The 21740-nt window shown below is 55.1% G+C and carries 22 protein-coding genes; 7 read left to right on the plus strand and 15 right to left on the minus strand.

From position 1 onward, the window contains the following. Positions 1-7: 7 nt before the first annotated feature. The 5 genes from ON072_RS11430 to ON072_RS11450 form a co-directional block, all read right to left on the minus strand. Positions 8-205, minus strand: a complete 198-nt coding sequence (locus ON072_RS11430; protein WP_025010612.1) for a twin-arginine translocation signal domain-containing protein — start codon at positions 203-205, stop codon at positions 8-10. Positions 206-280: 75 nt separating this feature from the next. Next, on the minus strand, positions 281-937 hold the full coding sequence (locus ON072_RS11435; protein WP_025889566.1) for a TorD/DmsD family molecular chaperone: 657 nt from the start codon (positions 935-937) through the stop codon (positions 281-283). Positions 938-947: 10 nt separating this feature from the next. Continuing rightward, on the minus strand, positions 948-2612 hold the full coding sequence (locus ON072_RS11440; protein ID WP_096142456.1) for a 4Fe-4S binding protein: 1665 nt from the start codon (positions 2610-2612) through the stop codon (positions 948-950). Between the two features lie 150 nt (positions 2613-2762). Further along, complete coding sequence (locus ON072_RS11445; RefSeq protein ID WP_045283913.1) at positions 2763-3389, minus strand: DUF3306 domain-containing protein; 627 nt, start codon at positions 3387-3389, stop codon at positions 2763-2765. Further along, positions 3389-3847 (minus strand): DUF3305 domain-containing protein, encoded by a 459-nt coding sequence (locus ON072_RS11450; RefSeq protein WP_025010609.1) that lies wholly within the window; start codon positions 3845-3847, stop codon positions 3389-3391. The genes ON072_RS11445 and ON072_RS11450 overlap by 1 nt, the downstream gene beginning before the upstream one ends. A 278-nt stretch (positions 3848-4125) precedes the next feature. Here ON072_RS11450 and ON072_RS11455 point away from each other — a divergent pair, with 278 nt between their 5' ends. Then, positions 4126-4956 (plus strand): formate dehydrogenase accessory sulfurtransferase FdhD, encoded by an 831-nt coding sequence (locus tag ON072_RS11455; protein WP_037474977.1) that lies wholly within the window; start codon positions 4126-4128, stop codon positions 4954-4956. Positions 4957-4980: 24 nt separating this feature from the next. Next, the gene (locus ON072_RS11460) at positions 4981-5886 is read left to right on the plus strand and encodes a helix-turn-helix transcriptional regulator (protein WP_025010607.1); all 906 of its coding nucleotides are present in this window, start codon (positions 4981-4983) and stop codon (positions 5884-5886) included. 42 nt (positions 5887-5928) lie between these two features. On the opposite strand, the gene rlmF is transcribed toward ON072_RS11460, so the two are convergent. After that, entirely contained in the window at positions 5929-7008 is a 1080-nt protein-coding gene (gene rlmF / locus ON072_RS11465; RefSeq protein ID WP_261753160.1) for a 23S rRNA (adenine(1618)-N(6))-methyltransferase RlmF, read from the minus strand. Further along, on the minus strand, positions 7001-7408 hold the full coding sequence (locus ON072_RS11470; protein WP_025010605.1) for a flagellar basal body-associated protein FliL: 408 nt from the start codon (positions 7406-7408) through the stop codon (positions 7001-7003). The genes rlmF and ON072_RS11470 overlap by 8 nt, the downstream gene beginning before the upstream one ends. Before the next feature lie 105 nt (positions 7409-7513). On the opposite strand from ON072_RS11470, the gene ON072_RS11475 reads away from it, so the two are divergent. After that, on the plus strand, positions 7514-8092 hold the full coding sequence (locus tag ON072_RS11475) for a chorismate--pyruvate lyase family protein (protein ID WP_025010604.1): 579 nt from the start codon (positions 7514-7516) through the stop codon (positions 8090-8092). Positions 8093-8154: 62 nt separating this feature from the next. On the opposite strand, the gene ON072_RS11480 is transcribed toward ON072_RS11475, so the two are convergent. The 4 genes from ON072_RS11480 to ON072_RS11495 all read right to left on the minus strand — a co-directional run bounded on the left by ON072_RS11480 (position 8155) and on the right by ON072_RS11495 (position 14104). Continuing rightward, entirely contained in the window at positions 8155-10971 is a 2817-nt protein-coding gene (locus ON072_RS11480; protein WP_274626057.1) for an immune inhibitor A domain-containing protein, read from the minus strand. Continuing rightward, positions 10968-11255: a hypothetical protein gene (locus ON072_RS11485; protein WP_025010603.1), complete on the minus strand. Its 288-nt coding sequence runs from the start codon at positions 11253-11255 to the stop codon at positions 10968-10970. Before ON072_RS11485 ends, ON072_RS11480 begins: the two co-directional genes overlap by 4 nt. A gap of 99 nt (positions 11256-11354) precedes the next feature. Next, on the minus strand, positions 11355-13484 hold the full coding sequence (locus ON072_RS11490; protein ID WP_274626058.1) for an MGH1-like glycoside hydrolase domain-containing protein: 2130 nt from the start codon (positions 13482-13484) through the stop codon (positions 11355-11357). A 32-nt stretch (positions 13485-13516) separates the two neighbouring features. Next, on the minus strand, positions 13517-14104 hold the full coding sequence (locus ON072_RS11495) for a YhgN family NAAT transporter (protein ID WP_062793504.1): 588 nt from the start codon (positions 14102-14104) through the stop codon (positions 13517-13519). A 186-nt stretch (positions 14105-14290) separates the two neighbouring features. Here ON072_RS11495 and ON072_RS11500 point away from each other — a divergent pair, with 186 nt between their 5' ends. Then, positions 14291-15925, plus strand: a complete 1635-nt coding sequence (locus tag ON072_RS11500; RefSeq protein ID WP_208170414.1) for a metal transporter — start codon at positions 14291-14293, stop codon at positions 15923-15925. A gap of 78 nt (positions 15926-16003) precedes the next feature. Continuing rightward, on the plus strand, positions 16004-16783 hold the full coding sequence (locus ON072_RS11505; RefSeq protein ID WP_107353014.1) for an NRDE family protein: 780 nt from the start codon (positions 16004-16006) through the stop codon (positions 16781-16783). On the opposite strand, the gene ON072_RS11510 is transcribed toward ON072_RS11505, so the two are convergent. Beyond that, positions 16746-17315 carry a Tll0287-like domain-containing protein gene (locus ON072_RS11510; RefSeq protein WP_054745070.1) on the minus strand — a complete coding sequence of 190 codons (570 nt, stop codon included), beginning with the start codon at positions 17313-17315 and terminating at the stop codon, positions 16746-16748. The genes ON072_RS11505 and ON072_RS11510 overlap by 38 nt on opposite strands. A 62-nt stretch (positions 17316-17377) precedes the next feature. Next, positions 17378-17803 carry a YybH family protein gene (locus ON072_RS11515; RefSeq protein WP_107353013.1) on the minus strand — a complete coding sequence of 142 codons (426 nt, stop codon included), beginning with the start codon at positions 17801-17803 and terminating at the stop codon, positions 17378-17380. Between the two features lie 443 nt (positions 17804-18246). Here ON072_RS11515 and ON072_RS11520 point away from each other — a divergent pair, with 443 nt between their 5' ends. Together ON072_RS11520 and ON072_RS11525 are read left to right on the plus strand one after the other, a co-directional pair. Further along, positions 18247-18804 (plus strand): lysophospholipid acyltransferase family protein, encoded by a 558-nt coding sequence (locus ON072_RS11520; RefSeq protein WP_025010597.1) that lies wholly within the window; start codon positions 18247-18249, stop codon positions 18802-18804. Between the two features lie 64 nt (positions 18805-18868). After that, complete coding sequence (locus tag ON072_RS11525) at positions 18869-19489, plus strand: LysE family translocator (protein WP_093981816.1); 621 nt, start codon at positions 18869-18871, stop codon at positions 19487-19489. Between the two features lie 30 nt (positions 19490-19519). Here the strand turns inward: ON072_RS11525 and ON072_RS11530 are convergent, their stop codons facing one another. Together ON072_RS11530 and ON072_RS11535 are read right to left on the minus strand one after the other, a co-directional pair. Continuing rightward, positions 19520-20800, minus strand: a complete 1281-nt coding sequence (locus ON072_RS11530; RefSeq protein ID WP_025889546.1) for a mechanosensitive ion channel family protein — start codon at positions 20798-20800, stop codon at positions 19520-19522. A gap of 129 nt (positions 20801-20929) precedes the next feature. Beyond that, a complete protein-coding gene (locus ON072_RS11535; protein ID WP_096142425.1) occupies positions 20930-21364 on the minus strand; it encodes a hypothetical protein in 435 nt (144 codons plus the stop codon). Between the last annotated feature and the right edge of the window lie 376 nt (positions 21365-21740).

Below are 21740 nucleotides of genomic sequence, written 5' to 3' on the forward strand. Positions count from 1 at the left end.
CTTATCGTTATTTGTTACGCAGTGAGGCGTAATAATTGCGCACATGGTCAGTCTCACGGTAGCCCTCACCCTTTGGCACTTCTGGTGCTTCAGGCTTGGCCGCCAAGGCTTGACCACTGACAGTCGCAACCGCGCCTGCCGCACTGCCGATCGCCAATGCCTTGAGCAGTTGACGACGACCCATGTCGGAAGCTTGCTTCTTCATAGTGTCTCCTCGTGTTGAAGGTAGACGGGGGAAACTCCCCCGCATGCTTTAGCCCGTGTTGCCACGGGCAAATTCTCAGGCCAACTCGCTGGCCTTGGGCTGGATCTGTACCGCCGGGGTTTCCACCACGGGCGTGCTCAGCACCAGCTGTTCAAACTCATTGATTTCGGTTTCAAAGAAGGCCCGGCCGAGTTGTGCCACCACGGCGTAAAACGCGGCGGAGGGACAACGGGACAAGGTATCGAAGAAACGTATGATCCAGCTGCCGATATGGCGGCGGTAGAAGGCCAGTTGCTGATGGGCTGGAGCTTCCAGCAGCAATACGCTCATCACCTCGCACAGGGCGGCAACATGATCTTCCGGCTCCTTGACGTTTTCTTCGCGCTCGAAGCCCAGCTGCATCAGATCCTGACGCAGCAAAGCCAAGGGCTTGTCCATCAGCGAACCTGTCATAAACCAGCTGCCATAGGGCAGGATTTCCCCCGAGCCCACGCCGAGGAAGATGTTGAAATACTCATCTTCCAACTGATTACTGTCGAACTGGACGGCCGCCAACTTGAGCGCCAACCAGGCCTTGGTCATATCACTGTCGTCATTGGCGTCGACTTCGAGGTCGCCAAGAAAACTCAGCAATTCCGGGCTGGGGTGGCGCCTCAGCAGCGCCGCCAGCAGCTGATAGATATCTGCTCTAAGCTGATCGTTTTCTGATACTTCTCTTACTGTTTCGGTCATAGCGGATCTCTTATCTCAGTTGCTTTTCCGGATCCTGGAGTATGTCTTCAAACATATCCTTAACCCGGCAATCACCACACATCTTCAAACGCTCAATGTTGGCGCTGAAGGCGCTGTGGCTTCCGACCATATCCAGCATCCGGTGCACCATAGACTGGGTCGCGAACGGCGCTCCACAACGAATACATTCGAACGGAGCTTCTTCTTTCAGGATCCGGCGCTGCTGCCGTGCAGCCTTATCCAGATTGACCTGAGGAGTCAGGCTGATCACCTTCTCCGGACAGGCGGCCTCACACAGACCACACTGCACACAATCCTGCTCGACAAAATACAGTGCCGGAGTGTCGCCACCGTCGGTCAGCGCCTGGGTAGGACAGGTCGCGACACAAGACATACACAAGGTGCACTTGTCGGCATTGATATTAACCAAGCCATAAGGAACATTGCCCATGGCCAGTTGGGTATCAACATTGGCTGCCTGCTCATTGAGGTGATCGATAGCAGCATACAGCTGGGTGCGCTTGTTACCCTCAGTGAGCGCCGCAGGCACTATCACAGGCCAGTCCAGACTTACATCCAGTATAGGCCAGAGATTGGCAAGCTCGGCTTCGTCGATAACCCGAATCCTTTGTGGCTGCCCCATCTCATCCAAAATGGCATTGGCCAATCCCAGTTCACCCTTGAGCATCTGAGTCAGAGTCGGTGCTGTGGCACTGGTGTTGAGGATCAACACCTGGCGCGCACCCCAGGCCAAAGAAGCCATCCAGTGATCCATGCTGGCAACCGTGACTTCTTCCAGCGCGACCGGCAGAACCTCGCCCGGCAACTCGTCGCTGATCAGGGCGCCGCCCTGTCCCATGTCATGGAACAGCACCACAGGCGCGGTTTGGGCTTGCTCGCGGAAGCGGGAAATCAACTTGTTCAGGTATGAATGCAGTGCCTGAGGGGTTGGCTGGTCATAGGCAATGGCCCCGGTTGGACAGGCATTGGTACAGCTGCCGGCGCCGTGGCACAGATAGGGGTCTATCTCAATCTGCTTGGCCACGCTCTTGATAGCATCGGCCGGACAGAAGTTGAGGCAGCGGTTACAACCATTATTGCCGTTGCGATTGTGGGCACAGAGATCGGCGTTGACCTTGACATAGCGAGGCTTGTCAAACTGGCCGATCATCTGGGGCAACTCTTGCAAGGCTTCGGCCAGTTTCTCCGGGTCCTGACCCACATAGAAATAGCCGGGTGGCAGCATTTCCAGCTGAATTTGCGGCTCGCGGCTCAGGTCGAGGATCAGGTCAAAATGCGGCTTGCGCAGTGCAACCACACTGAGCTCGGCGGCGCCATTGTCATGTTCGACACTCACCTGGAATTGACCGAGGAAGCCTTTGATACCAATCAGCTTGTTGTAGTAGCTCTCGACATCTTCGGCGGCAGCCATTACGGCTTCGAGATGGGCCTCTTCCTGGCTGGTGATAGGCTCGTTGGCCAAGATCACTCTACCGGCCATGGCAGACAGTTTGTCTGCCGCCAGCCGAGCCAGATCCTCGGGGCCTATTACCAGGACATTCCCCTCTGTGGTGTAACTTACGGTCGGCGGGATCAGGTTTTGCAGAATCTGAGTCTGCTGGCTGACCTCACGACGCACCTGCCGCAGCGCTTGCTGGGCGGGATTATTGCTCACACTATTGTTCACTTTGCGTTCCTGAACAGTTTATGGCGGTGGCCGTATTCTTTATCTTGCTGCTTTTATTATTGATTTACAGCTTGCTATAGCCTGAACACAGCAATTCACATACCAAAATTATGGGCATTAAAGGCTGTTAAACTGACGTCAAACAACCGGCTTATGAGTTTCGGCCACTGCATCTGTGGCATTTTGGGCCTCTGCAGTCACATCCCCGTCCAAATTGTCCGTTGGCGACTGTGGCGCAGATTGCTCGGCTAACTGTGGCGCATCGGCCTCGGCATCCCCTAGGGAAGCATCGGTTTCGGCCAGTGCTTCCTCAGTCTCTTCCGGCTCCTCTTTTTCCAGTACGTGACGGAAAACTTTCTTGGCCAATTCAGCTGAAGCTTCAGCGGTTAGCTTGGGTTGGTTGCTGTAATCGAGTGCGTACTCGAGTAAGCCGTCGATTTCATTGAAGTGAGGTTGTTTCCACAGGGTACGCAGGGCAGCGGTCTTGACTGCCGGGTCGACATTCTTGGCCATAAAGCTGGCGAAACTGCCGCCAACCTCGATACCGCTGGGGTCGGGCAAGTCTTCGGCAGTCAGCAGTTTTTCTTCCTGCGACTCAGTCTCTGGCAGAGTTTCGAGCGCGGCCTGAGTTTCCGGCTCTGCCTCTGCAACAACTTCCGCTTGGGGAGGAACGTCTTGCAGCGGTTCATCGATAGGGGTTTCACCGTCCTGTACTTGCTGCTTACGCAATGCCCAGCGGCTGAGGAATCCACTCTTTTCGGCCATCAGTGCCTCCGAATGTTGTCTTCGGCCAATTCCTTGCGGCGGTTAACATGTTTACGTCTGTGGGCGGTGATTTCCACTTCACCGTGGCGGGTAATGAAGGCTTCAATCCAGCAGGCAATCGCCTCCGGCATCGGCATGTTCAGTACCGGGGTATCCCCTTCGAGACAACCGGCTGCGACATTTTGGTCGGCGGAGATGGCGGCTGGGATCCAGTTGCCCTCGACATCTTCGTCGCAAACTATGTAAAGCATGGGATTGTCCATATCCAGATTAAGGCGGTAACTGGCACGCTCATCACGAAACAACTCCAGCAGGACCAGCTTGGCTCCCGGCGGCGCCTCATGGGTGGCGGGCACGATTTGATCCAGCTCCCAGCTGATGGATGTCCAACGACCGACCTGTTTCTCCACTTTTTTCAGTGAAACGTACATGGGCCATACGCTTTCGGAATGTTGCATACTGACTCTCCCTCCCGATGGGATTATTTTCGGGCATAAGTAAGATCCCCAAGACTTTGCAATTTTAGTGCCAGTTGCCATTTGAGAAATAAGTTTGAACTTGATCATCTATTTAAGGCTAAAAATAGGACATTTTGTCCAATATGCAATCTGGTTTGGGACATTCATGACCTGAGTGCCGCCGGCGCTTGCTGCGGATCACGCATTTTGCAGCCTGAATCCTGTGACGGTATAAATATTGCTATGCTGTGGCCCATGCTCTCTGTGAAGGTTCGATAATGACCAGTGCCAAACCCCAATTGATCAAGACCAATACCCAGGTGCCTTTGACCATTGCCGTGACTGCGGTCGATGAGAATGGCCAACTGCAGGAGAAGTATGTCGCCTGTGAAAGACCGCTGACTGTCTACCTCAACTGGCGACCGATAGTCACCCTGATGACCTTGGGTGCAAGAGCCGAGGCCCTGGCACTGGGTTACCTGAAGAATCAAGGCTTTATCAATGATGTATCGCAACTGGAATCTGTGATTGTCGACTGGGACGTGGCTTCCGCTGCCGTGATCACCCGTGAGCAGACTGAGGATCTGGACGCCAAGCTGGCCGACAAGACAGTCACTACAGGCTGTGGCCAGGGCACTGTCTTCGGCGGCTTTATGGAAGGATTGGACGACATAGTCCTGCCACAACCGAAATTGAAGCAGAGCATGCTCTACTCCCTGTTGAAAAACATCAGTGAATACAACCAAACCTACAAGAATGCCGGCGCAGTTCACGGCTGTGGTCTGTGTGAAGCGGATAAGATAAAGTCCTTTGTCGAAGATGTTGGCCGCCACAATGCGGTGGATACCCTGGCCGGTGAGATGTGGCTGGAGCAGGACAGAGGCGACAACAAGATTTTCTACACCACGGGGCGGCTCACTTCCGAGATGGTTATCAAGGTCGCCAAGATGGGGATCCCCGTGCTCTTGTCCCGCAGCGGTGTCACCCAAATGGGCCTGGAACTGGCACAAAAGCTGGGGATCACCATGGTCGCCCGCGCCAAGGGACGCCATTTCCTGGTGTACAATGGTGCCGACAATATCGAGTTTGATGCCAGCAATCCACGCTGATACCCAAGATACCAAGGAGATGTGATGACGGAGCCCAGCGAACTTGTCTATATGAGCGCCAAGCAGGTGGCCGAGTATCTGGACCTCAACGAAAAGAAGGTCTATGCCATGGCCAACGAGCGTATGCTGCCGGCGACAAAAATCACAGGTAAATGGCTGTTTCCAAAGATATTAATTGACCGTTGGATCATGGATTCCTGCCACAGTGGCATGTTAACCGACCGACTGTTGATCACCGGCAGTGATGACCCCTTGCTGTCGATGCAGGTGGCCAGGTTGATGGCCCAGGTAGGCAGTCGAGAACTGATCAGCTACAGCGCCACAGGTTCCCGCCTGGGGCTGGAGCTCTTGTCCAAGGGCTACGCCGATGTCTGTACCTTGCATTGGGGCAGTTTAGAGGAGCGCAATATCCGCCATACGGCGTTGCTGAAGGGGTATCCCAACCACCAGCAATGGATCATGGTTCACGGCTATAACCGCCAGCAGGGGCTAATTGTGCGGCCGGATATGCACCACAGGTGTCAGGAAGAAAGCAAGGTACTGCAACTCTCCTGGCGTTGGGTTACCCGCCAAGGCGGCGCCGGCAGCCAGCAACATCTGGAACATTGGCTGTTGAAACAGGGCGCCAAGCTTGAGCAGCTCAACTCAGTACTCACCGCCTTCAGTGAGCGGGAGTTGGCCGGTTATATTGCCCGAGGCGATGCTGATATAGGTTTCGGCTGTCAGGCTGTCGCCATGGAAAGCGGCCTGAGCTTTGTGCCCTTGGTGACTGAGTCTTTCGACTTTGTCATGCCACAGGGGATCTACTTCCGCCGCCAGTTGCAGCAACTGTTCAAGATGCTCGGCGGCAGCCACACCCGGCAGATGGCCGCCCTGCTCGGCGGCTATGACCTCACTGACTGTGGTCAGTTGCTTTGGAGTCCGGAGTAACTCGGATTTTCAATCCACTTTGAGGCCTGCCAGCGGCGGGCCTCAAGCCTTGAACTTCCACCATTGGCGTCTGGCGGCGGCATCAAAGAAACTCCAGGCCAACACCCGGGTCTGCTTATTGCCCTGCTGCATCTCCAGTATCTTGACTTCTTTGGTGCCAAGTTGCTTTAACGCCTGCTGACAGGGTTTGAGGTGGTCACCCTTGGACACCAGCGAAGAAAACCACAGCACTTGTCCGCCATAGTCGCGGCTTTCGTGAATCATCCGCAGCAGGAACCCCAGCTCACCACCATCGCACCAAAGCTCGGCCTGGCAACCGCCGAAGTTCAGCTTGTGTTCCTGACGCTGATGTTGCTCACCGCGACTTACCGCCAAATTGCGCTGTTTGCGTTCACTGCCGCTAAGGGCATCGGCGGCCGAGGCATGAAACGGCGGGTTACAGAGGCTGAAATCAAAACACTCCCCGGTCTGCAAAAGACCATGAAATATCTGTTCCGGTTCGGGCTGTAGCCGCAGTTCAATGGCGCTGGCCAGCTTGGAATTGTGCTGTAAAACGCCGGCGACATTATCCAGCGCCACGGGGTTGATATCGGCCCCGACAAACTGCCAGCCATAGACACTTGAGCCAAGCAAGGGGTAGACGCCGTTGGCTCCCGTGCCTATATCCAGGCCGCGAATACGCCGGCCTTGGGGAATTTTACCGCCTTCGGCCAGCAGGTCGGCGATATGATGCAGATAGTCCACCCGCCCGGGGATGGGCGGGCACAGATAGCCCTCGGGCAACTGCCAACCCTGGATATGATAATGGTGCTGCAACAAGGCGGCATTGAGGGCCAAGACAGCTTCCGGCTCGGCAAAGGGAATCGAAACCTGGCCATAGTCTGTGGTGATAAGGTGAGGCGCAAGCGCAGGATAACTGGCGGCCAGGGTGGTAAAATCATAGCCCTGGCGGTGCAGGTTGCGCGGATGGAGGCCCTTGTCCTTGGCTTTTCCGCCCGTTTTAACCGAGGTTTTGCCGGCCGTCGTCTCTTGGGTCTTTTTCTTTACTCTTGTCCTAACCTTTATCTCGGCCCTGGCCTTGCCTTTCGAGGCGTTGAGCCGATGCTTTTTTACCTCAGTCATACAGGTATTTGGTAAACAGCAGATTCACCACCAGCGCCCGACCGGTTTCCTGCTCCAGCAAACGATTGACTGTGTCGTAACACTCACGGCGGATCTCTTCTCTGCCGGTAAGCGACTTGACCCTGTCCTCGGGTTGGTTACCGAGAATCTCCACTATCGCGGCCCGCAGCAGGGGATCATGGTGTTGCAAGGCCACCAGGTCCTGGGGATCTTTCACCATCAGCTCAACACTGATGCGCACAAACCCCAACTTCTTGCGGTTGGAGATATAGTTGGTCACTATTTCAGGCTCGAAGCCATAGTAAGCATAAGTATCTTCGGCGGGCTTTTCATCGGCCGCCATCACAGGCTGCAACATGCCTGCCAGCATAAAAAACAACAGTGTCAAAACGCGTTTCATATTGAGTATCAAGCTCCCGTGACTTGTGCCGACGCCCCTTGCGATCTATCTGCCTGTGGGCAAGCGTGATAGACTCCCGGGTTGTAATATTGTACCGGGTATCCGATGAGTGTGACCAGTTTAAGCTTTCCTTATGGTGAATCAATTCAGTGGTTTTCGCCAGAGCAATCACAGCAACTTCCCGCAGCGCCATTGCACGATTGGCTGCTGGCGACCGGCAGTCTCACCAAGAGACTCAAGAGTTGCTGCAACCACTTTGAGGTCAAACTGCTCGGCGAAGCCATGCTGCCCTCATCCACTCGGGAGTGGCAGGGTAAGGAACATAAAGCCATCTGGATCAGGGAAGTATTGCTCTGCCTGGACGGTACTCCCTGGGTCTTTGGCCGCACCCTGATCCCGGCAAAGCTGCTGGAGCAACAGCAGAGACTGGGCAAGTTGGGCACCCGCCCCCTGGGAGAGTTGTTGTTCGGCGATATCGGCTTTGAACCCGGCGCCATAGAGGTCGCCAGTTTCGACAGCCAATCCAGGATTGCCTCCCTCGCCGACTCACTGTCACAACCCACCACTGAGGCAATATGGGGCAGAAGACGTTATTTTCACTTCCATGAGCAACAGCTGATTGTCGGTGAAATTTTCCTGCCGGCGGCGGTTGCCGCCATTAACCAAGGGCCACTAACCCCCTAATCAAACAAAGCCTTTGCTGAACTCCCCAAAACATAAGGGACGCCAAGGCGTCCCTTATTCTGTCAACGCCTGCGCCGCCAGGCGATCAGTGCCAGCCCCAATAGGCTCAGGCCACCGAGACTGCCACCACCGCCGGAACTGCTTTGTGTCGTATTAGGCACAACCGGGTTGGAGACCACCAAGGTACGACTATTACTGCTCTGATTATTCTGTGAGTCAGTCACAACCAAGCGCACACTGTAGCTGCCCGCCGCACTGTAGGTATGCGAGGGAGAAGCGATAGTGCTGCTCTGGCCATCACCAAAGTCCCACTGATAACTGAGTTCTCCGCTGCCACCGCGGCTGAGATTATTGAACTGCACGGTTAAACCTGTACCACTGATATCGAACAGCGCCGACAGAGGAATGCTGACAGTCAGTTGCAAGCTGGTCACGGTCTGCCAGTTATTGGCGTCTGTCACCGTCAGTGTGACTGTGTAGGTGCCGGACTCACTGTAGCTGTATTGAGGCGTCGCCAGGGTACTGCCAACGCCGCCGACACCAAAGTCCCACTGATAAGTGTAAGGTGCAGTACCGCCACTGAGATTGGCGCTGAAACTGACATCGCCACCTTCCTGCTGGGCCGAAATGCTGGCGCTGAGTTCTGTGCCGTTGCTGTCACCGCGTTTACTCACCAACAGTTGCGCCTGGCTGCTGTCTTGCTCCTGGGTCAGCAGCTGCACCATAAGACCCACCTTGGGCAGCACCAGGCCAGCCTGAGGCTTGAGTGGTGCGCTATAGTCATCGCTGTCATCAAACAGACTATTGTTGCCAAGATGGGTATCACCGAAGAAAGCCGACTGTGGATAGAGACTGAAGCTGGCATCACGGACCTGCACCTCAGAGTCCCGGTTACCTATCAGGTTTTGATCCGCATCTACCACCCCAATGAGGCCGTATCCAGGATGCTCGGCCACCTTGTTGTCGCTGTAGGCCAAGTTTTCATACCAAACCAAGAGCCCCGGCTCATAGCTATCCTGCTGCAGTCCGGCATCAACGCCCTGATAGTTGCGCAGTTGCAGCAGATAACGCCGCGGCGCGCCCGGGCGAGTATCGTCGGTGCGAACAAAACCGGAAAGCACCACAGTCTCCAGAGCCGTCTCGGCATCATCGCTATAGACCAGATTGCCGTCACTCTCGAGACGTATATCGTCGACAGCAAAGCCATAGCCACCGACCGCCTCATCGGTACGATACACCAGGCTTATCTGCTTGCTCATACCGGCATAGGCGCTGAGATCAAAGCTTATCTCTTGCCAGCCCTGTTCCCCCTCACCACCGGACAAGGCCGCCGAGTCACCACTGATAATATTGGCGGCATTGTTGATGCTGTTGCTGCTCTTGGTATGGCTTCCCGCCAATGGCACCCCATCCACCAGCAGCTGCACATAGTCGTAGTCCTGCTCTATTTGCCAATGGGCCTTCATCTTCAGGGTCAAACTGGTACTCATGGGTAGTTGCAACTCGAACGACAATGCATTGTTGAGCTGATCGCCCTGATTCGAATAGTACTGGTATTGCCCCTGATAGGCAGGGGTGAAGGCGATGGAATCGGACGGCAGCTTGATGGCCAACTGGTTTACGCCACTGCTATTGGCATGCTCCAGCGTCACTTGAGTACCGTTGCTATCCAGCGCCTGATAATCCAGGGATTGTTCGTTGACCCAGCGGCCCTTGTATCTGTCCTGCAGGAATGAGCGGGCATAGGGGCTGAAACCACTTGGCTGCGAGCCTCTCGGAGAACCTGCCCAGCTGCCGCCGGACATCAGAGACCAGAGGCCCACAGGCGAGCCATCGCTGGCTTCGGTACTGGTGTCATACTCATCCGGTAAACCGAGGTCGTGACCAAACTCATGGGTACAGACACCGGTTCCGGCATCCAGCGGCTGAATGGTGTAACCGAACAGACGCATATTGCTGCCCGGGATAGCCTGACCATATTGACCTGGCGCCGAGGGAACAAAGAATCTGTGTGACCAGATGGCATCATCACCGAGCACGCCGCCACCGGCCTCTTCACCTATGCTGGAATGGAAGATCATCACATGATCCAAAATCCCATCGGGTTCATCCAGGTTGCCGTCGCCGTCAATATCATAAGGATCTTCAATATCATACTGCGCCAGCTCATCGGCGCTCATGGTAGCAACTGCAGCCGCGACCGCCTCTTCCACCAATTCGGTGGCAGCCTTGTCGTCATTGTTATTATTCGGGTCGTTGGCACCATAGTAGGCGGCATTCTGGCTGGCTCTGAACCAACCTTTCACATCACCGTTGAAGAAAAAGCTCTGGCCGGAAACCGCTTGATAGTACTGATAGGCTGAGGGCAGTGTTTGCCCCTGGGGCCCAGGGAAACCTGCATCGGAAAACAACAGACCACGGTAATGGGCTACCGAGTAGTTGGCGTAATACATCTCGGTATCGCCTGGACTCAGGCGATTGTTGTTATAGGGCAAGTCGGGAAAATCCACCAGCACGGCCAACACCTTGACCCGCTTGGTTACATCGGTATCGGCCACCCGCGACTGTGCCCGCATTAACTTGCTTTGACGCAGGCTATTACTTCGTGCCTGTTGCAGCAGTTGCTGTTCTCTGGCCTTGAGCACTTGTGCGGCCTTGCTGCCTGCACCAGTAGATTTGGCCGTATAGGCCGCCAGCGCCTGCTGCCGTTCCTCTTCAGAGGCCTCGGCATCAAGTTCACCGCGTTTCACCAGCCAATAGAGGATCTGCTCTTTATTGATCACTCCGGGATCCGCCGGAGCCGTAGCGGCTAAAACATTCGTTGCCCCAAATAGACAAGATGCCCCCAAGGCCAGGGCCAGTAACGACTTCAAACTCATGACTTGGGCTCCTTAATACACTTTTCAAACTTCTGATTGCGCTGCTGGATATACTCAGAGAGCTTGGCTTCGGCCTCTTGCTCACTCATTTGCGGAGTGATGATGTTGCGCTCTATCAGACTGGCTTTAATTTTAGCCCGATTTACTACAGGTGCCCCACTGCCACAGGGCAACAAAGGTTTAACCTCTCGGTTTCCTTCCTGAACGACATCGGTTCCCGTGCCGTCCCCGGCCTGACAGGCACCCAGAAACAAACAGATAGCAAGAGTTGATGGCAGTCGCACCGGTCGCACCTTATCGTTAACAGAGATAGTACAGAAGATTAACAGCAGCACATGAGATTGCACAGCAGAAAGTCGCGACCAATTCGCCTCATTCAGGGATTATTCAGCCTCAGACAACAAACCTTCGCTATAAAGCAACAACAAGACCGAAGCTGACCAGCTGAAGTTGGTGCAATGCAGTCCTTCACCACTGAGCGGATGGTAATTTTCCCGTATCGGCAGATCCCGGCTATCGGCGGCAGTGGCCGCCAGCAAACGCCGCGACATTGCACTTGCCTGTTGCCGGTAACCGTAATGCTGCAACCCCTTGATGGCAAAGAAGGCCTGATCCAGCCATACCGGCCCGCGCCAATATCTGTCGGGGGCAAACGCTGGGCTGTCGCGGCTCACGGTCGGAAACGGCACCTGGGTGCCGAAGCTTTCTGGCCTAAGTTGCCGCTTTACCAGCGCTTCGGCCTGCTCAGGCGAAGCGACACTGGCCCACAGCGGGATCCAACCTTCAGTGCCCTTATTGTCGCTGAGCAATCGCCGCTTGCCCTCGGCATCGAAGCGTACATCATAGAAGAAACCGCTGGCAGGGTCGTAAAACGTCTGCCGAATCGCTTGTCCCAGTCGCTGGGCCTGTTGCCGCAGTTGCATTGCTTCGGCTTCCCGCCCCAACAGACTGGCCATTTGCGCCAGATACTGCTTATCGGCATAGAGAAATGCATTGAGATCGACACTCTCCTGATTGAGTGAGTAGCCGAGCAAACGCCCCTTGGCGTCGCGATTTTCCAGTACTTTCAAGCTGTTATCGGCATCGAATCTGGGCGCATTGTCCATCCCGGACTCCCAGGCTGCCGCCTGAATGATGGCATCACGATTAAGCGCCCCGGGCTCACCGTGCAGCGGATGCAAATTGGCGCCATATTCCGCCAGGCCATTGCCGTCATGATCCCGGTTGCGATACCACCAGGCATGCAGGGCCATCAGTCTTGGGTAAAGCTCGGCGACAAATGCCTTGTCACCGTCCTGAAGGTAGATCTCCCATACGGCCCAGGCCGCTAACGGCGGTTTGCCATTCCGCTCATTCCAGTTGCCGCCGTCACCGCCGCGGGCCGCATCTTGGTTGTAAAACACCGCATCCGGCATGCTGCCGGCATCCTGGGGCCTGACGGGATCCTGCTCATCAAATTGATAGTCAAACATCGCCCGCACATTGGACTTGGCAAGCCAGGGCTCGACTCGCGCCAAGGCCACCGCCTGTTTCCAGCTATCCCAGGCCCAGAGACCATTGAACCATTGGTAGGTGACCGAAGGCGTTACCCCGTGGTGACGCAGGGCCCCGGCCGGGCTGCGCCAGTTATGTGTCAGGGTGCTGATGGCCCTGGCAGCCATGCGCTTTTGTCCCAAGTCGCCATCGGCTAACTTGGCCAGACGCCAACCCCAGCGACTATGGTTGCGCTCGGCGCTCTGCAACAACTTAGGCCACTGCAGCGGCTTTGCCTCAGCTGCGGTGTGAAAATATTGCTGGGCACTGAGAAAACTGCGTCGCTCAGAGGGGGCCAGGTTCAGCACTTCAGAACTGGCTCGGTACCCCCGAGCCCCCCGCTCTTCCAGGAAGGTGGGTTCACGGAAGCTTATGCGGAATTTGGCATCATCGAGCAGCAGCGACCAGGTTTTTCTCAGTGGCCGAAACTGCCACTCCAGTTGATTGGTCGCAAATTGTCTGCCGGCAATCCAGGGCTTGCCTACCGCCTTGTCGAAGGGCTCTCCCTGCCACTGCAATTGCCACTGACCGGCTTGGGAGCCGGTATTTTCCAGCACAGTCTCAATCAGTGAGCTGCGCTCATCGGCAAAATAGAGCCTGGTGCTGAGGCTGAGATCTTTCCAGCGATATTCCTGATACAGGCCATCCGGGCGACTGAACAGGCGTCTCTCCGCTTCGGCAAAATTCTTCGCCTGCCCTGTGCTCAACTCCAATACACTGAGGTGCTGCAAGCTGGGCGCCAGATGTAGGCTGTATTCCTGGGCGATGATCAAGGGGCCGGTGAAGCTGCCATAAAATGCAGGATCATCAGGCAGATGGTATCCATGCCAGGCGCCCATATCCATGTAGACAGCGGGGATCTTCAGATTCCCGGCGACATCCCGCTCCTGTGCTTGTTGCGGCGTGCCTTGATAGGGCAAGAGATTGTCATAATCTCCGGCGGCCAGACTCAAAGCACAGATCAGGGCACAACTAAGCACTTCTACCTCGACTCAACAAAACGGTTAACAACTCAGGGATTCAAATATCGGGAGACGCCATCGAGGAACATCTGCACCGAAATCATCACCAGCACCATACCCATCAAGCGCTCGACCGCCGTGAGCCCCTTGTCACCCAACACCCGGGTAAATAGCTTATAGAACATCAGGATAACCACACTGGCGCCCCAAGCCGCTACCAAGGCTATGGTCCAGTCCGTCATACGGCTGCTATCCGTATGGGCCAGCAGTATCAGCGCCGCCAGAATCGAAGGGCCCGCCATCAAGGGAATCGCCATCGGCACAATGAAAGGCTCTTCACCGGCGGCCAGGCCCACCACCCCACCGGGTTGGGGGAAGATCATCCTGATGGCTATCAGGAACAGGATAATGCCACCGGCAATACTGACCGATTCTGACTTGAGATTGAGGAAATTCAGGATGGCTTCACCGGCGTAAAGAAACAACAGCATGATCAACAAGGCAAAAATCAGCTCTCTGATCAGCACTCGGCGGCGTTTCTTGGGCTCTATATGACGCAATATAGAGGCAAAGATAGGCAAGTTGCCCAAGGGATCCATAATGAGAAACAGCATTACGGCAGCCGACAGAGTATCCATAAATATCCATTCACCAACAAAACAACATAGAGTCGACTATTGTATAACTTTTTGGTCACCGGCAGTGGACTTTTATCCTTGGTCTCGGGTGGAAAATCCTTCAAGGTAAATTCCAGGTAACGGCACTGCTCATTTGCGCAGCTGCTGGTATACTATGGCGTTCTCTAAACTTCAGCCGTGAAATTCATGCTCTATCTCGTCGCCAGTTGTATCGCCCTGCTCCTGGGTCCACTGTTTTATCGCTACTTCTCTTCAGGAAGCGGTTTGCAGAAGGGTCTGGACGGCTTTATTTTTGTTTCCCTCGGCGGCCTGGTACTGATCCATATCCTGCCGGAACTGCTGGAACACGGCGGCATACTGGCGATCATCTTCGTAATCCTCGGCCTTTGGGGCCCGAGTGCCAGCGAGAAGTTGTTTCATCGCTATTCAGAGATCACCCATAACCTGACCCTCACGCTGGGGATCGGCGGCTTGTTGCTGCACACCATCACAGATGGTGGCGCCATGGTGCTGGCGCAACAGGAAGGCAACTCCAGCCTGTTGGCACTTGGGGTAATCATGCACAGGCTGCCAGTGGGCCTGGCGATTTGGTGGTTACTCAAACCCCAGGTCGGCACTCGTTGGGCCAGCCTGGTTTTGTTGGCCATGATGGCGCTGACTTCTGTGGGCTACTTCGCCGGTGAGCAGCTGCTCAGCCATCTGAGCCTGGATAATACCGTTTACCTGCAAGCCTTTGTCACAGGTTCTATTTTGCATGTGGTGCTGCATCAGCCCCATGGCCATGGGCAGCAAACCCCTAGCAGCAAATATGAATACCATGCCGGCATAGGCAGCCTGCTGGGGATAGGCCTGCTGGCATTGCTGCTGATGATGGATTCCGGCGGCCACCAACACGCTCATCATGACCACAGCACAGATCAACTGCTGCACTGGCTGTTGTTACTGGCCCCGGTATTGCTGGCAGCCTATGCCCTGGCCAGCATACGTTTTGCCGCGGGGCTGTCTCCCACTCAAGCCTCGCTACCGGGGCGCTGGCTGCAGCGTCTCGCCGGCCCTGAAGCCTTGTTGCTGACCTTGGTACTGCTGGGCTGGCAGTTTGCCCTGCTGCAAGCACTCGCTCTTGTCGCGTTGGGACTGTTTTTGAGCCGTGCCCACGTCGAATTGACCGATCCCCACGCCAAGGTGCCGCAGTCGGCCTGGCATTTCGGTTTCACCCATCTGGTGGATAGAAGCGCGCCCTGGATCTTGCTCAGTCTGATCCTCGCCAATCTGATAGGCCATCCGTCAGTGCCGCTGTCGCATCCGGTGGCGCAAGTGCTGGTGCTGGCCTTGCTGTTTCTGCCGCTGCGTTTCTGTAATCTGGGCGCCGCCGTGTTGGCTATGTCGCTAACCTACAGTGGCTGGAGCCCCTTGGCAGTAGCCTTGACCCTGATAGCCGCACCTGTGCTTAACCTGTCACAACTCAAGTTGATGAGCTGGAGCCAACGGCTCGGTATGTTACTGCTGCTACTCATTTTGCTTAGCGGCATTGCCTGGTGGCAACCACAGTGGCGTGAACTGGGCGATCTGCCGAAAGAGATAAGCTACCCGGCGCTGACGCTGCTGTGTCTGCTCTACTCCAGCAGCTTGCTTCGTCAGGGGCCACGCAAGTTTTTGCGGGGAATGTGGCTGGCCAAAGGCCACAGCCATGATCATGGCTCGGGACAACACAATGACTCAGGCCACAACCATGGTTCACATAGCCACGGTTCGAGCAGCCATGACTCACACAGCCATGCTCACCATAATGGCCATGAGCATCAAGACAAAGGCTCTCACTGATTTAACCCTGTCAATTGGCGCCTTTGTTGGCTAACTTGTGGGATAAGCCCGCATTTAGACCAGGCATAAGGACAGCCCATGTGCATTCTGTTTCTGGCGCTGGATCAGCACCCGGATTATCCGCTGATCCTCTGCGCCAATCGCGATGAGTTTCATCACAGGCCCACGGCCCCGGCACACTTTTGGCCACCACAGCAGCAACTGCTGGCGGGCAAGGATCTGCAGGCCGGGGGTACCTGGCTTGGCTGTAATCGCCTGGGAACGGTGGCCGGCCTCACCAATATCCGTCAGCCGATCACTCAGCCGGATGGTATGCGCAGCCGCGGGGAGTTGGTACTCAAGGCGCTCGATAGCCAAACGCCAATAGAGCCGCAATGGCTCAGCGAGCACAGCGACAACTATAATCCTTTCAATCTGGTTTTCGGCCAGGGCAAGCACTTTTGGTGTTATCACAGCCCGGATAAGTCATTGCGCCGCTTGAACAGGGGCTTTCACGCCATCAGCAATGGTGCCTTGGATGATATCTGGCCCAAGATGGCCCGCGGCGAGCAGGCGTTGGAGCGATTGATAAGCCAATCGGCCAAGCCGGATATAGATAAGCTGCTGGCAATAATGCGTGATGAGACCCCGGCGCCGGACACCAGCCTGCCAACCACAGGTGTCAGCCTGGAATGGGAGCGGCGTCTGTCGTCCATCTATATTCGCCACCCGGAATACGGCACCCGGGCCACCAGCCTGATATTCCTCTCCCGCGAGGGTCAGCTGAACTTTTACGAAGCCAGGTATGATGGCAAGGGGCGGCAATTGGGGTTGGAGCAGTTCAGTTTTGCGCTGACAAACGCGGAGCCACTATGCTGATAGCGCCGCGGATCTGCCCCGGCTGATAACCTCTGGCGCTGTCATTCGGGTAGTACTTATCCAATGCGGTTTTGACCTCGGGCGCCAATTGGCTACCGTGGCAGGTGAGGCAAAGCGGCGCTACACCCTGGGCCTTCATAAAGCGCAGCTGTGACTCTGTCTGGGCAACCTGGCTCAGAGTCTGCGGGTCTTCACCGGCTGCGGCCCGCGTATCAAATGACAGCAAAACCTGTCGCTGCCAAGCCTCCGGCTCGGCCGCCGGATTACGGGGTTTCAGACTGACACGTTTCACCTGCCAACCACTCTCGACCGAGAGCTGGCGGGCAATTTCCGGCGCCTTATGGGAACAAACCTCGATGGCTGCCACCGGGCCACCTTCGGCCAGAGCTTGCTGCAGTTGCGGCTTGAGTGTTTGGGCAAAGCGCTTGGCCAGCGAGGCTGCCTCGGTTTTGAATTCTGCCGTTGCCGGCTCGGCTATGGCTTGATTCACCAAGGCGAAAGCCACCAAGGCGATAAGTGTAGGTTTCAACATAGGGCACTCCATTAGATTTTTTTAATGGATAGATATTAGATAAATCTAATTCCCTATGCAAGTCATGATGAGTGATCGTGAGTGATTACCCAGTGGTCGTCTTTCTTCTCCAGCAACAGGGTAAAGACCCCGGATGGACTATCCTTTTGCCTTAGCAGTACCCAACGACCGGCCACCAAGGCGGAATAGTTACTCAACATCTGCACATCCTTGAGCTCCAGCTTGAGCTGGCCCATAGTCGCGCGATCCGGATAGCTGCGCTGATAGGCAGCCAGCATCTTGTCCCAGCCATATCTGAACTCGCCTTTGGAGACAAATCTCAGCTTGGGATCGTGCCAGTAGCCCAACATATAGGCATTGATGTCGCCTTGATTCCAGGCTTGTTGCTGACGATTAAGCAACTCGGTAATTTCATCTGTCGGTACCGCTTTGGCCGGGGCGATCGCAAGCAGCAGTACAGACATGAGCCCAAAGATTAATTGTTTCATACTCCCTCCTTTGCACCTCCCTGAACAAGACCCGGAAACTGTGTCGCCACAATCACTGGGCTTCTATGTATGATACTAACCTATCTGTTTGGGAAGTGCTTCTTGCAAAGGACCAGGGCCATTTGCTGCGAACCATGCCTTGCATCCAGTCCTGTAAGCCGACGCAGAGCACATATGAGATTCGTTCGCATCTTACCTTGTACGATAGGGACAGATCTGGGTAAATCATCGTCTTGGTATGATGTGGACGGCCAGGCTGTGTTCAGGAAGAAGAACCCAGGCTTGCACAAACGGGATAATGCTGAAATCATGTTTTCCCTCGGCCACTGCTTAAGTGAAGGTTTATGTTAAGTCAATGAAAGTCTTCGCCAAGCACAGGACTGACGTCTCCCTGACCACTTTTGGACTATACCTTTAATCAACCCAAGGTTTGGCATCTCTCTATGTTTAAAAAAATCTGCCAATGGCTGCTTTCTCTGTTCGGCTGGCAAATTCGCGGACAACTGCCCGACTCCCCGCAGTATCTGGTGATAGTGGCCCCCCACACCAGTAACTGGGATTTTATTCTCGGTGTGCTCGCCCGTGGGGCTCTGGCGGTCAAGATCCACTTTCTCGGCAAGCATCAACTCTTCATTCCTCCCTGGGGCTGGTTTTTCAGAGCCATAGGCGGCAGCCCGGTAGACAGACGCAAGAACAACAATCTGGTCGATGCGGTCAGCGAGTTGTATCGTCAGGATCCCAACTTCAAGCTGGCGCTTGCTCCGGAAGGCACCCGCAGCCCGGTGAAGCGTTGGAAGACAGGCTTCTACCATATCGCCTCCAAGGCAGGGGTACCGATTGTGGCCGTGGGGTTGGACTTCAGCCAGAAGGCGGTAGTGATCAATCAGCCTTTGATACCGAGTGCGGACATGCAGCAAGACATGGATCAGCTTATCGCCTTCTACCGCGGTATTCGCGGCCGCTTCCCCAAGGCGATTCCGGACTATTCAGCGGACAAGTGAGTCTTGTCCGGCAGGCGTCACCGGACTATAGTGACGCTTACCCGGAAACTTTGTATACAAAATTATGGATCACCAGACCTTCCTGCTGTACCTGTTTGCGATCTTACTGATAGCCATCTCCCCCGGCCCGATCGCCATGTTATCTATCTCTCACGGGATCCATTTTGGTAAACGCCGCAGTCTGGCCACGGCCTTGGGGAGTGTCACGGCAGCCTTGCTGTTGATGCTGGCTTCCATCGCCGGACTGAGCGCCCTGCTGCATGCCAGCGAATACGGCTTTACCCTGCTCAAATGGTGCGGTGCCGCTTACCTAATGTATCTGGGGATTAAATTGCTGCTCACCAAGCCCCATGCGGCCGAGCAAAGTGTCGGCCCCAAGGGACGTGGCCATCCTTTCAGTCTGTTTCGACAGGCGTTTCTGGTGGGGATCAGCAATCCCAAGGATCTGCTGTTTTTCGCCGCCCTGTTTCCACAGTTTATCGATGTAAGCGCACCCCAGGGACCTCAGTTGGCAGTATTGGCTTCCACCTGGGCCTTGGTAGACTTCAGCTTTGTGATGATTTACGCCTCTATGGCCAGTGTGCTGGCCTCATGGCTTAAGCGCAGCCAACGGCTGCATTGGTTGGATCGCGTCAGTGGCGGGGTGTTTGTCACCCTCGCCACTGTATTGGCCGTTAAAGATTAAGGAAGGGCTTTAGGGAAGGTGTAAATAAGCCTACGTGGGTTTATTTGCACCGGCTCCATTATCTTTTAAGCTGCGAATATCATTGCCGGTTGGGCCCTGGAAAGCACGCAGATCGAATTGTGGCAAGATGGCAAAGATATGATCGAAGATATCTGACTGAATATCTTCATAATATGCCCAGCGGGTATCATTGGTGAAGATATATAACTCGATCGGCAGACCTTCGGTGGTGGGTGCCAACTGCCGCACCATCAGGGTCATCTCCTTATGCACCTTGTCGTGGTGCTTGAGATACTCCAGCAGGTAGGCTCTGAAGGTTCCCACATTGGTCAGCCTGCGGCCATTGACCGGCATTTCGATATCCGACACCTTGGCATTACATTCAGTGATCTCATGGATCTTCTTCGGCAGGTACTCTTTCAACAGGTTAATCTTCTCCAGCTTCTTCCTGTCCTCTTCGGTCAGAAAACGTATGCTGTTGATATCTATGTTGACCGAGCGCTTGATTCGGCGGCCGCCGGACTCAGACATACCACGCCAGTTACGGAAGGCGTCTGATACCAGCGCATAGGCCGGGATCATTGTGATGGTCTTGTCCCAGTTGCGAACCTTGACCGTTGTCAGCGACACCTCTTCCACCGCGCCATCGGCGCCGTATTTATCCATCTGGATCCAGTCGCCGGTGCTGACCATGCGGTTAGCCGCCAGCTGAATACCGGCAACAAACCCCAGAATGGTGTCCTTGAACACCAACATCACCAAACCTGTGGCGACACCCAAGCCGCTGAGGAAGTAGACAGGAGACTGGTTGGCGAGCACAGAGATGGAAATAATGATGGCAACGAAGAACAGGAACAGCTTTATCAACTGCACAAAGCTCTTCACCGGTAGACGACGGCTAATCAGCTTAACATCCGCCACCTCGTTTACCGCATCCAATGCCGAATAGGCAGCGCGGATCAGCAAGACGACCAGCCAGACACTCAGCAGCCTGTCGACCAGACTGGCCAGCAGTTTATGGTCTGTCAGTGCTATGGGGATCAGCAGGTTGAGCACCAGTGCCGGCACCAGCATGGCCAGCTTTTCCAACACTCTATGGCGCATAAAGATGTCGTCCCAGGTGACCTTGGAACGTTGAATCACCAGGTTCATCGCCCGCACCACACCGCGACGAACAATGAAATAAGCCAGTCCCGCCAACAACAGGCAGGCAAGCACCATGAGCGAAGTGGACAAACCGTCGGCTGGCTGGCTATCGATACCCAGCTGCGATAACCAGTGTGACAGTTCGAATCTCAAGTCTTTGTCCAAGTTATCCAAAATTAACCTCTCAGAGAAAAATCACTCATCCCGACTCAAACCTGAGTCAGGTTGCAGAGTAACATACAGGTGTTAACTTTGGCTGAACAGTCGATCCCGTCCGCACAGGAAAACGTGCGCTCAATCACCTTTTAGGGCGAGCACCACTTCAGCACCCAATGGCTGCTGGAAGTGCTCCAGGTGATCTATGGGAAGCCCGGAAATCAATAACTCTCTGTGATTGTGCCAGTCGAGCTTCAGCTCATCGTGGCGACCGGATACCACCAGCAAACTCGGATAATGCTCACCCGACTCAAGATCAGTCAAGTCCAGATGGCTCTGCCAATGTCCGTGCCCGTGCAGGCTGCAGTTGGAAAAACTGATGTCGGCCTGCCAATCTTTATCCGGCGACCAACTACTCAGCAGTATCGATTCCTGACAGTGCTCGCTATGGTCAGGTAGCGTGCCCACCCAACCTGCCACATGGAACAGACTCCAAGAGGCCAGCAACAGGTAAAAGCATCCCCCGCCAAATTGCAGAGCCTTCGACAACCAGGCCTTGGTATTCGACGGCATACCCTCTCCAAACTATCAAATAGACTAAGAGCGGGATCATATAGGGGGGTATGCTGTAAGTAAACGCTGACCAAAGAGTTACAAACTTGGCGATTGTTTCATTGAATGGTTTAATTCGCCACAAAGCCGGGTGGATGTGTCATAGGACTCTCTACCGCAGCCAAAGTATAAGAGATCATAATGCCCTTACCCTTCAGGCATACCCAGAGCCAAAGTCGCCGACAAGACAATTCTGACACTCTTTGCAGTCAAGGCTGACACTTTAGCGGGCAACAACCTCACCTTCTTGCAAAGAACTTGGCCATTTACTGCGAACCACGCCTTGTATCCAAGCCGGTAAGCCGACGCAGAGCACGCATGGGGCTTGTTCGCACCT

It is taken from the genome of Shewanella sp. K8, assembly GCF_028823715.1.
In the GTDB taxonomy this organism is placed as follows: domain Bacteria; phylum Pseudomonadota; class Gammaproteobacteria; order Enterobacterales; family Shewanellaceae; genus Shewanella; species Shewanella algae.

Coding starts and splice junctions, on each gene's coding strand:
- ON072_RS11460 (WP_025010607.1), top strand. CDS start 4,981: ATGACGGAGCCCAGCGAACTTGTCTATATGAGCGCCAAGCAGGTGGCC.
- ON072_RS11510 (WP_054745070.1), bottom strand. CDS start 17,315: ATGTTGAAACCTACACTTATCGCCTTGGTGGCTTTCGCCTTGGTGAAT.
- rlmF (WP_261753160.1), bottom strand. CDS start 7,008: ATGACTGAGGTAAAAAAGCATCGGCTCAACGCCTCGAAAGGCAAGGCC.
- ON072_RS11500 (WP_208170414.1), top strand. CDS start 14,291: ATGCTCTATCTCGTCGCCAGTTGTATCGCCCTGCTCCTGGGTCCACTG.
- ON072_RS11470 (WP_025010605.1), bottom strand. CDS start 7,408: ATGAAACGCGTTTTGACACTGTTGTTTTTTATGCTGGCAGGCATGTTG.
- ON072_RS11455 (WP_037474977.1), top strand. CDS start 4,126: ATGACCAGTGCCAAACCCCAATTGATCAAGACCAATACCCAGGTGCCT.
- ON072_RS11525 (WP_093981816.1), top strand. CDS start 18,869: ATGGATCACCAGACCTTCCTGCTGTACCTGTTTGCGATCTTACTGATA.
- ON072_RS11505 (WP_107353014.1), top strand. CDS start 16,004: ATGTGCATTCTGTTTCTGGCGCTGGATCAGCACCCGGATTATCCGCTG.
- ON072_RS11445 (WP_045283913.1), bottom strand. CDS start 3,389: ATGGCCGAAAAGAGTGGATTCCTCAGCCGCTGGGCATTGCGTAAGCAG.
- ON072_RS11450 (WP_025010609.1), bottom strand. CDS start 3,847: ATGCAACATTCCGAAAGCGTATGGCCCATGTACGTTTCACTGAAAAAA.
- ON072_RS11475 (WP_025010604.1), top strand. CDS start 7,514: ATGAGTGTGACCAGTTTAAGCTTTCCTTATGGTGAATCAATTCAGTGG.
- ON072_RS11430 (WP_025010612.1), bottom strand. CDS start 205: ATGAAGAAGCAAGCTTCCGACATGGGTCGTCGTCAACTGCTCAAGGCA.
- ON072_RS11495 (WP_062793504.1), bottom strand. CDS start 14,104: ATGGATACTCTGTCGGCTGCCGTAATGCTGTTTCTCATTATGGATCCC.
- ON072_RS11535 (WP_096142425.1), bottom strand. CDS start 21,364: ATGCCGTCGAATACCAAGGCCTGGTTGTCGAAGGCTCTGCAATTTGGC.
- ON072_RS11520 (WP_025010597.1), top strand. CDS start 18,247: ATGTTTAAAAAAATCTGCCAATGGCTGCTTTCTCTGTTCGGCTGGCAA.
- ON072_RS11435 (WP_025889566.1), bottom strand. CDS start 937: ATGACCGAAACAGTAAGAGAAGTATCAGAAAACGATCAGCTTAGAGCA.
- ON072_RS11480 (WP_274626057.1), bottom strand. CDS start 10,971: ATGAGTTTGAAGTCGTTACTGGCCCTGGCCTTGGGGGCATCTTGTCTA.
- ON072_RS11515 (WP_107353013.1), bottom strand. CDS start 17,803: ATGAAACAATTAATCTTTGGGCTCATGTCTGTACTGCTGCTTGCGATC.